This window comes from Photobacterium sp. GSS17 (assembly GCF_028621875.1).
GTDB lineage: Bacteria > Pseudomonadota > Gammaproteobacteria > Enterobacterales > Vibrionaceae > Photobacterium > Photobacterium ganghwense.
The window spans coordinates 2564421-2577360 of record NZ_CP117517.1 but is presented as its reverse complement, the minus strand read 5'-3'; the positions used below and the strand labels follow the sequence as shown (position 1 = coordinate 2577360).

Sequence of the window (12940 nt, the reverse complement as noted above, 5' to 3'; positions counted from 1 at the left end):
TATCTATGCAGTTCTTCACGCATGAGTACGTTTAAACTGACTCAGCATAAAGAGCCCTGCCGCTGCGACAACCACAGACGGGCCAGCTGGCGTATCGTAGTGCCATGACATGGCCAGACCCAGTATGACAGCGACCGTGCCTAAACCTGAGGCGATGGCCGCCATGGCTTCCGGGCTTCGGGCAAAGCGGCGTGCGGTTGCCGCAGGGATAATCAGCAGAGAAGTGATGATCAATGCGCCGACAAACTTCATTGCCACCGCGATAACCAAGCCGATCATCAGCATCAGCAGCAGACGCATCAGCTCTACATTAACACCTTCCACCTGAGCCAGTTCTTCATTAATGGTCATGGACAGCAGTGGGCGCCACAGTACAACCAGCATCGCAATAACGACAATTCCCCCACCGTAAATCCACAGCAGATCCTGTGTTGTTACCGCCAGTAAATCGCCGAACAGGTACGACATCAGGTCGATGCGGACATGGTCCAGAAAACTGACAGCCACCAAGCCCAGAGATAACGCACTGTGAGCCAGAATACCCAGCAAGGTATCAGTAGCGACATATTTCTGCTTCTGCAGGCTCACCAGAATGACGGCCAGTGACAGACAGCAGATGATCAGTGCCAGATTAAGGTTAATGTTGAACAGGAACCCCAATGCGATTCCCAGCAGCGAGGCATGAGATAAGGTATCGCCAAAATAGGCCATTTTTCGCCATACAACGAACGACCCCAGCGGACCGGCTAAAAGGGCGATGCCAATGCCGGCAATCAAAGCGGGAAGCAAAAACTCAAGCATTGTGTTTCTCTTGATTCTTAGGGTGTTCGTGAGTGTGATGATCGTGTTGGCAAGGGCCTACCGGACTGCCGGATAAATCATGGTCGTGATTATGATGATGCTGGTACAACGCCAGTTGTTCGCTCTGCTGGCGGCCAAACAGGGCGACATATGAAGGGTGCGTGGTAATCGCCTCCGGCTCTCCGGAGCAGCAGACATGGTGATGAAGACAAATAACGTGATCCGTTTTTGCCATCACCAGATGCAGATCATGGGACACCATCAGAATGGCGCAGTTCAGCCGATCGCGCAGTGACTGGATTAGGCTGTAGAGTTCCAGTTGGCCGTTGACGTCAACGCCCTGAACCGGTTCATCAAGAACCAGCAGATCCGGCTTTTGCAGCAGGGCGCGGGCCAGCAGGACGCGCTGCATTTCGCCACCTGAGAGTGCATGCATACTACTGTGATGCAGGTGCTGGCCGCCGACCATATCCAGGGCCTCAATACGCTCCTGTTCACGGTAGCGTCCTGCCAGACGAAGAAAACGATCCACCGTCAGTGGCAGGGCGGTATTGAGAGCCAGTTTTTGCGGAACATAGCCGATGCGCAGCCCGCGGGAGCGGATAACGTTACCTGAGGTCGGCTTGCGCAGACCGGTGATGACTTTGACAAGGGTCGACTTGCCGGCACCGTTAGGGCCGATAAGGGTAGTGATTTGGCCGCGCTCAAGTCTGACAGAGACCTGATCCAAGACATGGCGTCCTTCAAACGCTACTGTCACTGCCTGTAATTCAACTAAGGTTGCCATTATTTCGTTGCTTAAGATATTTGCCAAAGTGAGATGTTATAATATAACATCTGTGCCGGTTGTTGTAATCAAGAATTATTCAGGGAACAAAGTATGCGTCGACTCCTTCTTTCATGTAGCTCACTGGGCTTACTGTTTTCTTCTCATTTGCACGCTGCTGATCTGAACGTGGTCACAACCGTGAAGCCACTAAACCTGATTGTGCAGGAGCTGACTCACGGCGTGGCGTCCAGTGAAAGTCTGCTTCCTGCGGGCAGCTCTCCCCATGATTATGCGCTGAAGCCGTCAGATGCGAAAAAAATTCAACAGGCTGATCTGGTGATTTGGGCCGGACCAGAGCTGGAAATGTTTCTGACAAAAATGCTTAAGGATAATCCTCGTGCACTGGCGCTAACCGCTCAGGAAGGCATTGACTTCCGCTACTATGGCGAAGACAGTCATGCTGACCATGCTGACCATGCTGACCATGCTGACCATGCTGACCATGCTGACCATGCTGACCATGCTGACCATGCTGACCATGCTGACCATGCTGACCATGCTGACCATGCTGACCATGCTGACCATGCTGACCATGCTGACCATGCTGACCATGCTGACCATGCTGACCATGCTGACCATAACGATCATCACGGGCACAGCCATGACGGCATTGATCCGCATCTGTGGCTGGGGCCAAAACAGTCTCTACAGGCGGCAAAAGTGATTACTGCTAAGCTGATTGATCTTGATCCATTGCATAAACAACAGTATGAAGCTAACCTTTCCAGGTTTACTTCCGAGGTCAATAACACAATTCAGGCGCTTGAGCAGGAGTTGCAGCCGCTCTCAAGTCGAGGCTATTTCGTCTTTCACGATGGCTACGGGTATTTTGAAGATCAATTTGGTCTGAATAAGCTGGGTCATTTTACGGTTGAACCGGACCGCCGTCCAGGCGCAAAAACGCTGGTGTCAATTCGTCACTCACTGAAAGAAGCGCAGGCGAAATGCGTGTTCAGTGAGCCTCAGTTCTCGCCTGCTGTGGTGAACAGTGTTATTAACGGCACGGAAGTAAGCGTTGGCACCCTGGATCCGATGGCAACAGAGATTGCTGAAGAGCAGGGTGGATACGTCCAGTTTTTGCGCCATTTGGGGCAGAGTTTTACCAAGTGTCTTAAATAATAATGAAAGCAAAAGTAAAGGTTGCAACGGAAGCCCTTTCCCGGCTGCCGCGTCAGCACCGAATTGCGCTACTTACGACCTCATGTTTGATGGCGGCTGTCATTTTGTGGCAGCCCGCTGGGGTTCATGTCGATCACTCGTCGGTTTCCGGCCGCAAAGATATCCTGCTGCCGCTGGATGATATCGAAGTGCTGTCAGAGCAGAACAGTGAACCGCTTGGTGCGGTTATTGACCCGCAGGATCCTGAATTCCAGGTTGAGAAAGATGAGCTGGAACAACAACTGGATGAAGTGGTTGAAACGGCACACAGCCATAATGTTGCCTCCGGTGACAATCTGGGCTCCATCTTTAACCAATATGCACTGCCGATTGCGGATATGTACAAGATGATCGGGGTGAACAAAGCCATCGAACGTCTTGGCGTTGGCCAAAGTCTGACCTGGACCCTAAATGATGATGGCCAGGTCAGTGAGTTTGCGATTAAGCGAAATGCCAAAGAAACGGATCGGTATACCTTGGTTGGCAAGCAATACCGTTTCCAGACCATTGAGGAAAAAGGGGAGATTAAACCCGTTTTCCTGACCGGTCGTATCTCGGGCAGTTTCTATAATTCTGCATTGGCGGCCGGGCTGTCGCCTAACCAGATTCAGACTCTGGTACAGGCGATGCAATGGCGGTTTGATCTGGGGCGTGAGAGCCAAAAAGGGGATCGCTTTGCGGTCACCGTTGATCGTGAATTTATTGATGGAACTGCGGTGAACCGTGGTGATATTCGCTCGTTATACTACCTGTCCGGCAACCGTGAAGTGTTTGTGATGCGTCATAGTGACGGGCAGTTTTATGATGTGGAAGGCCACAGCCTGAATCGGGCGTTACGGCGTTTTCCGTTAGCGAAGCGCTACCGGATCAGCTCCTCATTCAATCCTAACCGTAAACACCCGGTAACCGGACGTATTTCTCCGCATAACGGGACGGATTTCGCCACACCAGTTGGTACGCCGGTGCTGGCATCTGGTGATGGGGTTGTGGTAAAGGCGCAGAAACACCCGTTAGCCGGTAACTTTGTCGTTATTAAGCATGGCCGGGAATATATGACCCGCTATCTGCACTTGCACCGCATTTTGGTGAAAGTCGGCGATAAGGTCACCATGGGGCAGCGTATCGCGCTGAGTGGCAATACTGGGCGCTCAACCGGGCCACACTTGCATTATGAACTGATCAAGAAGAACCGACCGGTTAATGCAATGAAAGTCCCATTGCCTCAGGCTGCGCCGGTTCCGTCTGCGGAACGTAAGCAATTCCTGCAACAGGCTCGTCAGGAACGTGACAAGCTCAAGGAAGTTGTGCCCGGGTAATGAAGGAATCTCCTCATTGGGAATCACTAAACGGTTTTCTGATACAGGTCTAAAAAAACGCACTTCGGTGCGTTTTTTTATGCATTTAACCTCATTTTATAAATGCCAGCTTATCTAAATACTCTGGATATTGCATAATGAGTCCAACTTTTATGACAAGGGTGAGGGCTTTTTACCACAGACTATGATTAGGCGGATTTTGCTTTTTTGGTGTTTTTTGTTAGCGGTTTGGTTTGGAACTGCCAACAGTTATGCGTCTGATTATTTGTTTTATCCGCTACCAAGCCAGGATACGAGTAGTGTGGTGGTAGCAAAAAAAGTGCTCAATGGCAGTCAGAGTGGTTTGTGGCTGATAGATATCACCCAGGCGCTTTATTACTATGACGGCAGAAGCCTGAAACCGGCCAAAGACAGACAGGGTAATGCCATTACTGGGGTTACCGATGCGGCCTTATTGGCCGACAAACTCTGGTTGGTTAAAGAGGGCAGTGCCTATTACTATGAACCTTCGACGGCAAAACTCTCTAAGCTGAATCTCAGCCAGATCCCGGTGGAAGCTGTGGCGACCACTTCAAAAAACGTCTGGTTTGCCAACCGACGAGGCTTGTACCAGCTCTCCGAACCCCAAACGCCTCCAGCTTTTACCCCCTTCGCCCACCCGCTGCGGCTGACTGGTATACATGTCGCTGGTGACGCATTGTATGTTGCTGCCCAGCAAGGTGTGTATGAATATGCTGACAGCCTTCGTCCTGCGACATTGTTGATGCCGGAGCAAACAGTCACCGCCGTTTTTATGGATGATGATAAGCAGTTATGGTTTGGCACTTACGAGGGGTTATTTAAAGGACGTGACGGTAAGCCGGTGACCTTGCCGAGTGAGGAAAGGCACCAGAGTACGACAGCGGTTACCGCTATTAGCCAGACTCAGCAAGGTCTGTGGGTGGGCACAAAGCAGGGGCTGTATCTGCTGGATCGCAGCAAGCTGACTGCCCGTCGCTATACCGCCTCGGTCCAGGAAGATTTTATGCTGCCGGGAAACCGAATTCTGAGTTTGCATCGGGATCCGCTCGGTGCGCTCTGGATTGCCACTGATCGGGGGATTCGCTTTTTGCCTCAGGCGGCGGGGCTGGTGAAGCGGCTGCGGCTGGGTGATGGCAAGGGGTTGCTGCCGGCAACTGAGGTCAACGATATTGCTTTCACTAGTGACGGGAGTTACTGGCTGGCTACGGACAATGGCCTGATTGAAGTCTCACTGTTTTTTGATATTTTACGCCACCATAAAGGGCTGGGAGCGGTTCAGAAGCTTGACAGCTATCGGCATAATTTGTGGCTGCTGACAGCCTCTGGCGTGTATCAATACTCCAGGTTGCGGCATCACTGGTTGCCGCTGGCCCTGCCGCCGGGGCTAAACCATGAGAGCCTAACCACTCTGATGGTGGATCATTACGGCTCGCTGTGGCTGGCCGCCGGTTCACGACTTTATCGTTACTGGCCGGATTCTGCCGAGTGGATGGAATTCGGCGAGCACTGGCTTAAAGACCCGTTAGGGCAGGAGAAAATTACGTCGCTGTATGCAGACAGTGAACATCAAATCTGGGTGGGGACGGATTACGGGTTGTATCAGTTTGAATCTGGTCATCTGTATCTGGTGTCAGACACGGAAAAGCTGGGCGGGGTAAGGGACATCTACGAAGACCGTCTGGGGCAGCTTTGGGTGGCTAATCGTTACGGGCTGCAATATTCGCAAACCCTGACACCGCTGGCTTTACAGCTGGTGCCGATAGTGGGATCTCGCGCATATCCTTATTGTGTGGTGGGGGACAGTAACGGGGTCTGGGTCTCATCCAGTCAGGGACTGTCTCACCTCTCTTTTGAAGCGCAGTTGATCCGGCACCTATCGCAGTCTGACGGTGTGCTGCCACAAGAGTTTTCCGCACCGGTTTGCCTGCGATCATCGGCGGGTAATTTGTTGTTTGCGACCCGTGAGGGACTGCTGACATTTACACCAAATACCTTGCTGGCGCACGAGCAGTTACCGGAACAACTGACACTGAGTGAGGTTCGGGCCGATAACCAGTTGTACCAGATGGGCGGAACCAGCGACGAGCCGCTGCAGTTACCTTATGGTGCCGCGATCAGTTTTGAATTCACGATCACCCCCTGGCAGCAGCAGACCAATTTCTTCTACCGGATTCGTTCTGAAGACGGGGAGGACTCCGCGTGGCAGTCTGTTTCGAGTCCTAACGTCTTTTTGGATCACCTGTCACCAGGACATTTCGTGCTGGAAGCCTCATTGTCTTCACCGGAATCCGCCCTGGGGGGCCACAAGGTTTTGAGACTGGACTTTGACGTTGAACGGCCATGGTATCTGTCGGCAGGTATCACGCTACTGGTGATGGCTGGCGTAGTGTCTTTGGTGGCAGCAGCCCTCTATTGGCGAAATGTGCTTAATAACCAGCAGAATATGCAGCTTAAGCAGGCTGTTTTTAAGAAAACGGCCCGTATTGAGCTGCAGAAAAAACAAATCAATGCCAGCAATATGCAGTTGCAGCGGATACTGGAAGTTCGGCAGAACATGATGGCACAACTGTCACATGAACTACGGACACCGCTTAGTCTGTCTCTCAGCCTGCTCGAAGGGGTAAAACCGCAGGGCAGCGAGCAAGGTAAGCTCGCGATTATCGAAAAAAATCTAGCTCATGCCTTGCACGTGGCTGAGCAGTTGCTGTCGAAAGATGCGCTGGCACTGGCAGAGCCGGATAAGCTGTGTGAGCAATGGGTCAGCCCTGTGGTACAGGCGAGCTGCATGAGCTGGCAGGTTGAGGCCGAGAAAAAACAGATAGCTCTTTGTCTGGAGGATGAATCCGCCGGATGCAGTGTGTTTCTTGCCCCATACCATTTGGAAATCATTCTGGGGAATTTGCTGTCTAATGCGCTGAAGTACACCGATCGTAACGGTGGCATTACGGTAACCGTCAAAGAAAGGCAGCAACAGCTGGTAATTTCGGTCAGTGACACCGGCAAAGGCATGAGCGCCGAAACCAAAGCACATTTATTTGAAAGCTATTATCAGGAAGAGCCGGTATTCAGCCCGGAAGCCGGATTCGGTCTGGGGCTCAGCACAGTGAAACAGCTGGTGGAGAGGTATCAGGGGGATATCTCGGTGATCAGCTACCAGGGCGTGGGCAGCGAATTTATTGTACGTTTACCGCTCTATCATTCAGCAGCACAACATGCCGAACCGGAAATGGCGTCGGAAGCTGAGACTTGTGCTGCGCAGGCACCAGCCACCAGTAAACCCGCCGTGTTGCTGGCGTGCGCAGAAACACCGATGATTGCCTGGTGGCAGTCCCTGCTGAGCGAAGAGTATCGGGTGACTTGCGTCAGAGATGGTTATGAAGCGTTGATCGCTATGCTGGAAAATACCCCGGATCTATTAGTTGCTTCTGCGACGTTGCCCGGTTTGGCAGGAGTGCCGCTGCTGCAGCGGTTGGCTGAAGAGTTGCCCGATGGGTATGAGCCCCGTATTTTGCTGGTTGATGACAGTGGTAGCCTTGATAGCACGGATATCCTGCTTTCCGGTTGGGCACATGAACTGATCACATGGCCGGCGGATAACCGGGATGTCAGAGCACGCCTGAATGAATTGATGCATCCCAAGGAGGATAGCTCAACGGACGATAAGGCCGCCCCGACGGCCGATCAGCTGTGGTGTGATAATGTCCGGGTTCTTATCGCGACCCATTATCATGACCCTCAGTTTAGTACTTCTATCGCAGCCAAGGCCTTGTTCTTATCGGAACGAAGCCTGCAACGTAAATTCAGACAGAAGTTCGGTCTCGCCTTCAAAGACTATGTTACGCAGTATCGGATTGAGCAGGCAATGAGTCACCTGGAGCAGGGGGAGCCCCTCAGTGAGGTTGCCCGGTCATGCGGTTTTCAGGATGTCGAGGTCTTCATCGCCCGGTTCAGAGCGGCAACAGGCCGTGAGCCCGAAGAGATTTTGGCTGATTGCCCGGTATAGCTGATGATAGCGGCTTACTAAGAGAACAGCCTTCTTAGTAAGCTTGCCAAGAGAGTGGCTTGCCAAGTGAGCCGCTTTCCAAGTGAGGATCGCCAAATGAACGGTAGGGGTAATGGTACAGTGGTAATTACGGCTTATCTGTACTCATTCAGATCTGATATGACAGTTCCCCTCTTTTCGACTCGGTGCCTATCTGATTCTATATGGGCTAGATTCTTTTCGCCCACATTGATTTCCCATCTTCTAATGTTGCTCTTGCCTGTTTAACCCCGTTTTTTATTTTCAACCGTTGTGGGATGACCCGTTTACGGAGCCGTTCATCTCAGAATGGCTCCAGCCCGGTATGGAAAAACACGGTTTATTTTCTTATCTAGCGTCTACTTGGCGATATTTTTATCAGTGAAATCAAAGCTGCAATCAATGAACCCATAAATGGAAAGGGTTTATTGATTTAAAACAAAGCCAAATGTGTTTCAATCTGTAACATTGATAAAAATGAATGAAAATTATTACCATTTAAGGTGTTGGTTATATGAAACTGTCAGAACTTTCCTGTGGCAGTGAAGGTATCGTGACCGGGATGTCCGGCCTTTCCGCAGCAACCCGAAAGAAATTAATGGTGATGGGCGTATTGCCGAATACGCCTGTCGCTGTTGTCCGTGTTGCCCCTTTGGGTGACCCGATTCAGATTCGTGTCCGTGGTGTGGATATCGCGCTGCGTAAGCAGCTGGCTGAAGATATCGAGGTAGAGGTCAAATAATGCAATACAACATTCTCACTGTCGGCAATCCAAACAGCGGTAAAACAACCTTATTTAATGGCCTGACGGGCGCTCGTCAGCAGGTGGGTAACTGGGCGGGTGTGACGGTTGAAAAGAAAACCGGCCGCTACGAGTGTGCCGGTGACAGTTTTGCCCTGACGGACTTGCCGGGGATTTACAACCTGGACAGTGCCAACGATGCCAACAGTCTTGATGAAGCCATTGCTTCTCGGGCGATTCTGACCACACCTGCCGATGTGATCATCAACGTGGTTGATGCATCCTGCCTGGAGCGCAGTCTGTATATGACATTGCAGCTTCGCGAACTTGGCCGTCCCATGGTTGTGGTGCTGAATAAAATGGATGTGCTGGCTCGCCAGCGTCAGGTACTGGATGTCAAAGGGCTGGAAAAAGCGCTTGGCTGCCCGGTGATTTGCCTGTCGGCGAACAACCTTAAACAAGTCAATGAGTTTAAGGTGAAGCTGCACAAGATGCTGGCGCAGGGCATTGCTGTGAGCGACTTCTGTCTGGATTACGGGACGCGTTTCGAGCAGGCAGTGATTGAGATCGAGTCGCTGTTTGACGGCCAGCAGTTGAAACCACGAGCGCAAGCTATCCGGGTGATGGAAAACGATACCCTGGTAATTAATAGACTGGATGACGAATCAAAGAACGCTGCGTGTAATGCCCGTAACCGATTAATGGTGGATCTGGATCCTGATATTCAGGTGGCGGATACCCGTTACAGTTATCTGCATAATGTTTGTCAGAAGGTGCGTCGCCAGGAAGGAAAACTGAGCCACAGCCTGAGTGATAAAATTGATCGGGTTCTGCTGCATCGCGCCTTCGGTATTCCGTTCTTCTTCATCGTGATGTACCTGATGTTTATGTTCTCCATCAACATTGGTAGTGCATTTATTGATTTCTTTGATATCAGCGTCGGCGCGTTGCTGGTGGACGGCGGCCACTACCTGCTGGACGGTCACCTGCCGGTCTGGCTGGTGACCGTGATTGCGGATGGTCTGGGCGGCGGTATTCAGACCGTGGCGACCTTCATTCCGGTGATTGCCTGTCTGTATCTGTTCCTGGCTGTACTGGAGAGTTCCGGTTACATGGCGAGGGCTGCCTTTGTTCTGGATAAGGTGATGCAGAAAGTTGGCCTGCCGGGGAAAGCGTTTGTTCCTCTGGTGCTGGGCTTTGGTTGTAATGTGCCGGCTATCATGGCGACCCGTACGCTGGAGCAGGAGCGTGAACGTAAGCTGGCTGCGGCGATGGCACCGTTTATGTCTTGTGGAGCCCGCTTGCCGGTTTATGCTCTGTTTGCCGCCGCTTTTTTCCCTGAAAGTGGCCAGAACGTTGTGTTTGCCCTTTATCTGCTGGGGATTGCCGCTGCCGTACTGACGGGGCTGGTATTGCGTCATACCATTTATCCGGGAAGCAGTGACAGCTTCATTATGGAAATGCCGGACTACGAGCTGCCAACCATGCGCAATGTTGGGATCAAAACCTGGCAGAAGCTGAAGAAATTCGTCATGGGGGCCGGTAAGACCATTGTGGTTGTCGTGGCAGTCTTGAGCTTCTTCAACTCGCTGGGTACTGACGGTACGTTTGGCAATGAAGACTCGGCCAACTCTGTGCTGTCTAAGGCGGCGCAGGTTGTGACTCCGGTTCTGGCCCCGATCGGTATTCAGGAAGACAACTGGCCGGCAACCGTGGGTATTATCACTGGTATTTTTGCCAAAGAGGCGGTGGTCGGCACCCTGAATAATCTGTATGCCCCATCACAGTCTGGTGAGGAGGCTGACTATGATTTGCTGGGAAGTCTGCATGAGGCAGTCGCGTCTATTCCGGCGAACCTGGCTGACCTGAGCTACAGCGATCCGTTGGGGATTACGGTGGGTGAGTTGGAAGATCAGGCGGTGGCTGCGGAAGAGCAGGAAGTCGATTCCTCGATCTTTGGCAATATTCAGGCGCACTTTACCGGCGCAGCCGGTGCGATGGCGTATTTGATTTTCATTCTGATGTATACCCCTTGTGCCGCGGCAATGGGTGCGTATGTACGTGAATTCGGCCAGAAATTTGCGCTGTTTATCGCCAGCTGGACCATGCTGATGGCCTACACGTTTGCCGGTATTTACTTCCAGTTGGCAACGTTTACAGATCATCCGATGGCCAGTGCATTGTGGATAGCGTTCTTTGTGATACTGAACACGGCCTTGCTGGTGTGGTTTAAGCGTCAGGGGCGCAAGCAGGCAGATGAACAGGTGTTGGCCGTATGATTTTACATCAGCTTAAAGCGTACATCGAGCAACACGGGCGTAGCAGTCGTAAAGCAATGGCATCGCACTTTGCGATGTCAGAAGATGGCGTTGATGCCATGCTGGAAGTCTGGGTGCGAAAAGGCAAACTGGGGCGCGAACTGGTAGGCTGTGACAGCCGCCAGTGCTGTCAGGGAGCCAGTGACGTCTGGTATCGTTGCCTGGCCGAACAAGAGCTTTCTGTAACTGTGGTGAGAAATTAACGCCAATTCGTCCTGTTACATACGGGATTAGTATTTACAGCGCGTCACTGACAAGAAAGGCAACCTTCGGGTTGCCTTTTTCAGTTTACTATTCCAGCTTGTTTGTTCTGGTTTCTTTTCTTTGGTGTTTCTGTTCTAGCTACGCTGCTTCAGTCGCTTTGTTTCGGATTCCCGGTAAGCTAGTGAACGCCGGCCGGAGAGTTAACTCGTGACTGGGTTAAAGCGCCGCGGCAACAAAACCGTCCAGTTCAGCCATCAGGGCCTGAAGCTCTTCCGCCAGAGCCTGCTGAACGGCCTCGGAACGCTGAGTGCCGTCCGTGTTTCCCCAAACTGGTCCTGGCCAGGCGATGTCTTCTTTAAATCGCGCAATATGGTGAAGATGCAGCTGAGGTACCAGATTGCCCAACGCACCGACGTTAATTTTGTCGGCCTGAAATTGGGTCTCCAGTAAACCGGCAACAGCACTGGACTCACGCATCAGCTGGAATTGTTCTTCCTGCGGCAGGTGATGAATTTCTCTGAGCTCTGCTTTACGAGGCACTAAGATAACCCATGGCCCCAGAGCTTCTTTCGACAAGAGCACCCGGCACAGAGGGAAATCACCCAGTACTGTGGTATCTGCTTCGAGTCTCGGATGAAGTGAAAACTGCATTTCTGTATTCCTTAATTGTATTGCTCAGCTCACAGGCTGGGAGTTTTGCCACAGCCTATTGCGCTGGCTGAGGTAGGATAGAGGCAGAAGAAAAAATTATGATGCCAGTAAGATAGTGGCAATCAATCAGTGAGGCAATGATTGATAGCTGATAAACCTCGGTATTCATTCAGGGAATAGCGCAAAATTTCAGGTGGAAGGCGTTTTATTGTCTCCATCATCAAGGGGGAACCATGGTGGCAGAGTATCAAGAAGTATTGGATTTCTGGTTCGGTGAAGTGGGCGAGGAAATGACCGTTGAGGACCACTCTCAGCTTTGGTTCGGTGGCAGCCCTGAGACCGATGTGCTGATCACAAACCGTTTTCGGGATACGGTGAGCCGCGCTGGGCTCGGCGAGCTCAGTCACTGGTCGAAAGAGCCGCAGGGAACGCTGGCGCTGATTGTTTTGCTCGATCAGTTTACCCGCAATATTTACCGCGGGCTGGGTGCGGCTTTTCGCTATGACTCCTTGGCGCTGGCGCTGTGCAAGCGAGGTCTGGCCCAGAATCAGGATCTTGAACTGACACCGATTGAGCGGGTCTTTTTTTACCTGCCGCTTGAGCATTCGGAGGTTATGGAAGATCAGGAAGAGGCCGTCTTTCGGTACGATCGGTTACGCCAGTCGGTGACACCGGCACATTCCCGGAAATTTGATGAGTTCTACCAGTATGCACTCAGTCATTATGAGGTGATAAAGCGCTTTGGCCGCTTCCCTCATCGTAATTCTGTTTATGGTCGCCTTTCCACTCAGGAGGAGCTGGATTGGTTGCACAAAGGCGGGCAGCGATTCGGGCAGTAAGATATCCGGATTTCAATAAATTTATGTGATATAGAAAATT

General features: G+C 51.8%; 10 protein-coding genes. 7 read left to right on the top strand and 3 right to left on the bottom strand.

The annotated features are described in order from the left end of the window. Positions 1-15: 15 nt before the first annotated feature. Both znuB and znuC read right to left on the bottom strand, forming a co-directional pair. Positions 16-801, bottom strand: a complete 786-nt coding sequence (gene znuB, locus PGW97_RS11500) for a zinc ABC transporter permease subunit ZnuB (protein WP_047887754.1) — start codon at positions 799-801, stop codon at positions 16-18. Continuing rightward, positions 794-1588, bottom strand: a complete 795-nt coding sequence (gene znuC, locus PGW97_RS11495; protein ID WP_047887753.1) for a zinc ABC transporter ATP-binding protein ZnuC — start codon at positions 1586-1588, stop codon at positions 794-796. Before znuC ends, znuB begins: the two co-directional genes overlap by 8 nt. 93 nt (positions 1589-1681) lie before the next feature. Between znuC and PGW97_RS11490 the strand changes: the two genes are divergently transcribed. The 6 genes from PGW97_RS11490 to PGW97_RS11465 all read left to right on the top strand — a co-directional run bounded on the left by PGW97_RS11490 (position 1682) and on the right by PGW97_RS11465 (position 11409). Continuing rightward, on the top strand, positions 1682-2749 hold the full coding sequence (locus PGW97_RS11490; RefSeq protein WP_273857359.1) for a zinc ABC transporter substrate-binding protein: 1068 nt from the start codon (positions 1682-1684) through the stop codon (positions 2747-2749). A 2-nt stretch (positions 2750-2751) separates the two neighbouring features. Then, positions 2752-4104, top strand: a complete 1353-nt coding sequence (gene mepM / locus PGW97_RS11485; RefSeq protein ID WP_047883227.1) for a murein DD-endopeptidase MepM — start codon at positions 2752-2754, stop codon at positions 4102-4104. Between the two features lie 301 nt (positions 4105-4405). Next, positions 4406-8128, top strand: a complete 3723-nt coding sequence (locus tag PGW97_RS11480; protein ID WP_273857358.1) for a two-component regulator propeller domain-containing protein — start codon at positions 4406-4408, stop codon at positions 8126-8128. Positions 8129-8660: 532 nt separating this feature from the next. After that, a complete protein-coding gene (locus PGW97_RS11475; protein WP_047883229.1) occupies positions 8661-8888 on the top strand; it encodes a FeoA family protein in 228 nt (75 codons plus the stop codon). Then, entirely contained in the window at positions 8888-11167 is a 2280-nt protein-coding gene (gene feoB / locus PGW97_RS11470; RefSeq protein WP_273857357.1) for a Fe(2+) transporter permease subunit FeoB, read from the top strand. Before PGW97_RS11475 ends, feoB begins: the two co-directional genes overlap by 1 nt. Beyond that, a complete protein-coding gene (locus PGW97_RS11465) occupies positions 11164-11409 on the top strand; it encodes a FeoC-like transcriptional regulator (RefSeq protein ID WP_047883231.1) in 246 nt (81 codons plus the stop codon). Before feoB ends, PGW97_RS11465 begins: the two co-directional genes overlap by 4 nt. A gap of 217 nt (positions 11410-11626) precedes the next feature. Here the strand turns inward: PGW97_RS11465 and PGW97_RS11460 are convergent, their stop codons facing one another. Beyond that, complete coding sequence (locus tag PGW97_RS11460) at positions 11627-12061, bottom strand: HIT domain-containing protein (protein ID WP_047883232.1); 435 nt, start codon at positions 12059-12061, stop codon at positions 11627-11629. Positions 12062-12294: 233 nt separating this feature from the next. Between PGW97_RS11460 and PGW97_RS11455 the strand changes: the two genes are divergently transcribed. Continuing rightward, a complete protein-coding gene (locus tag PGW97_RS11455; protein WP_047883233.1) occupies positions 12295-12900 on the top strand; it encodes a DUF924 family protein in 606 nt (201 codons plus the stop codon). The last annotated feature ends 40 nt before the right edge of the window (positions 12901-12940 follow it).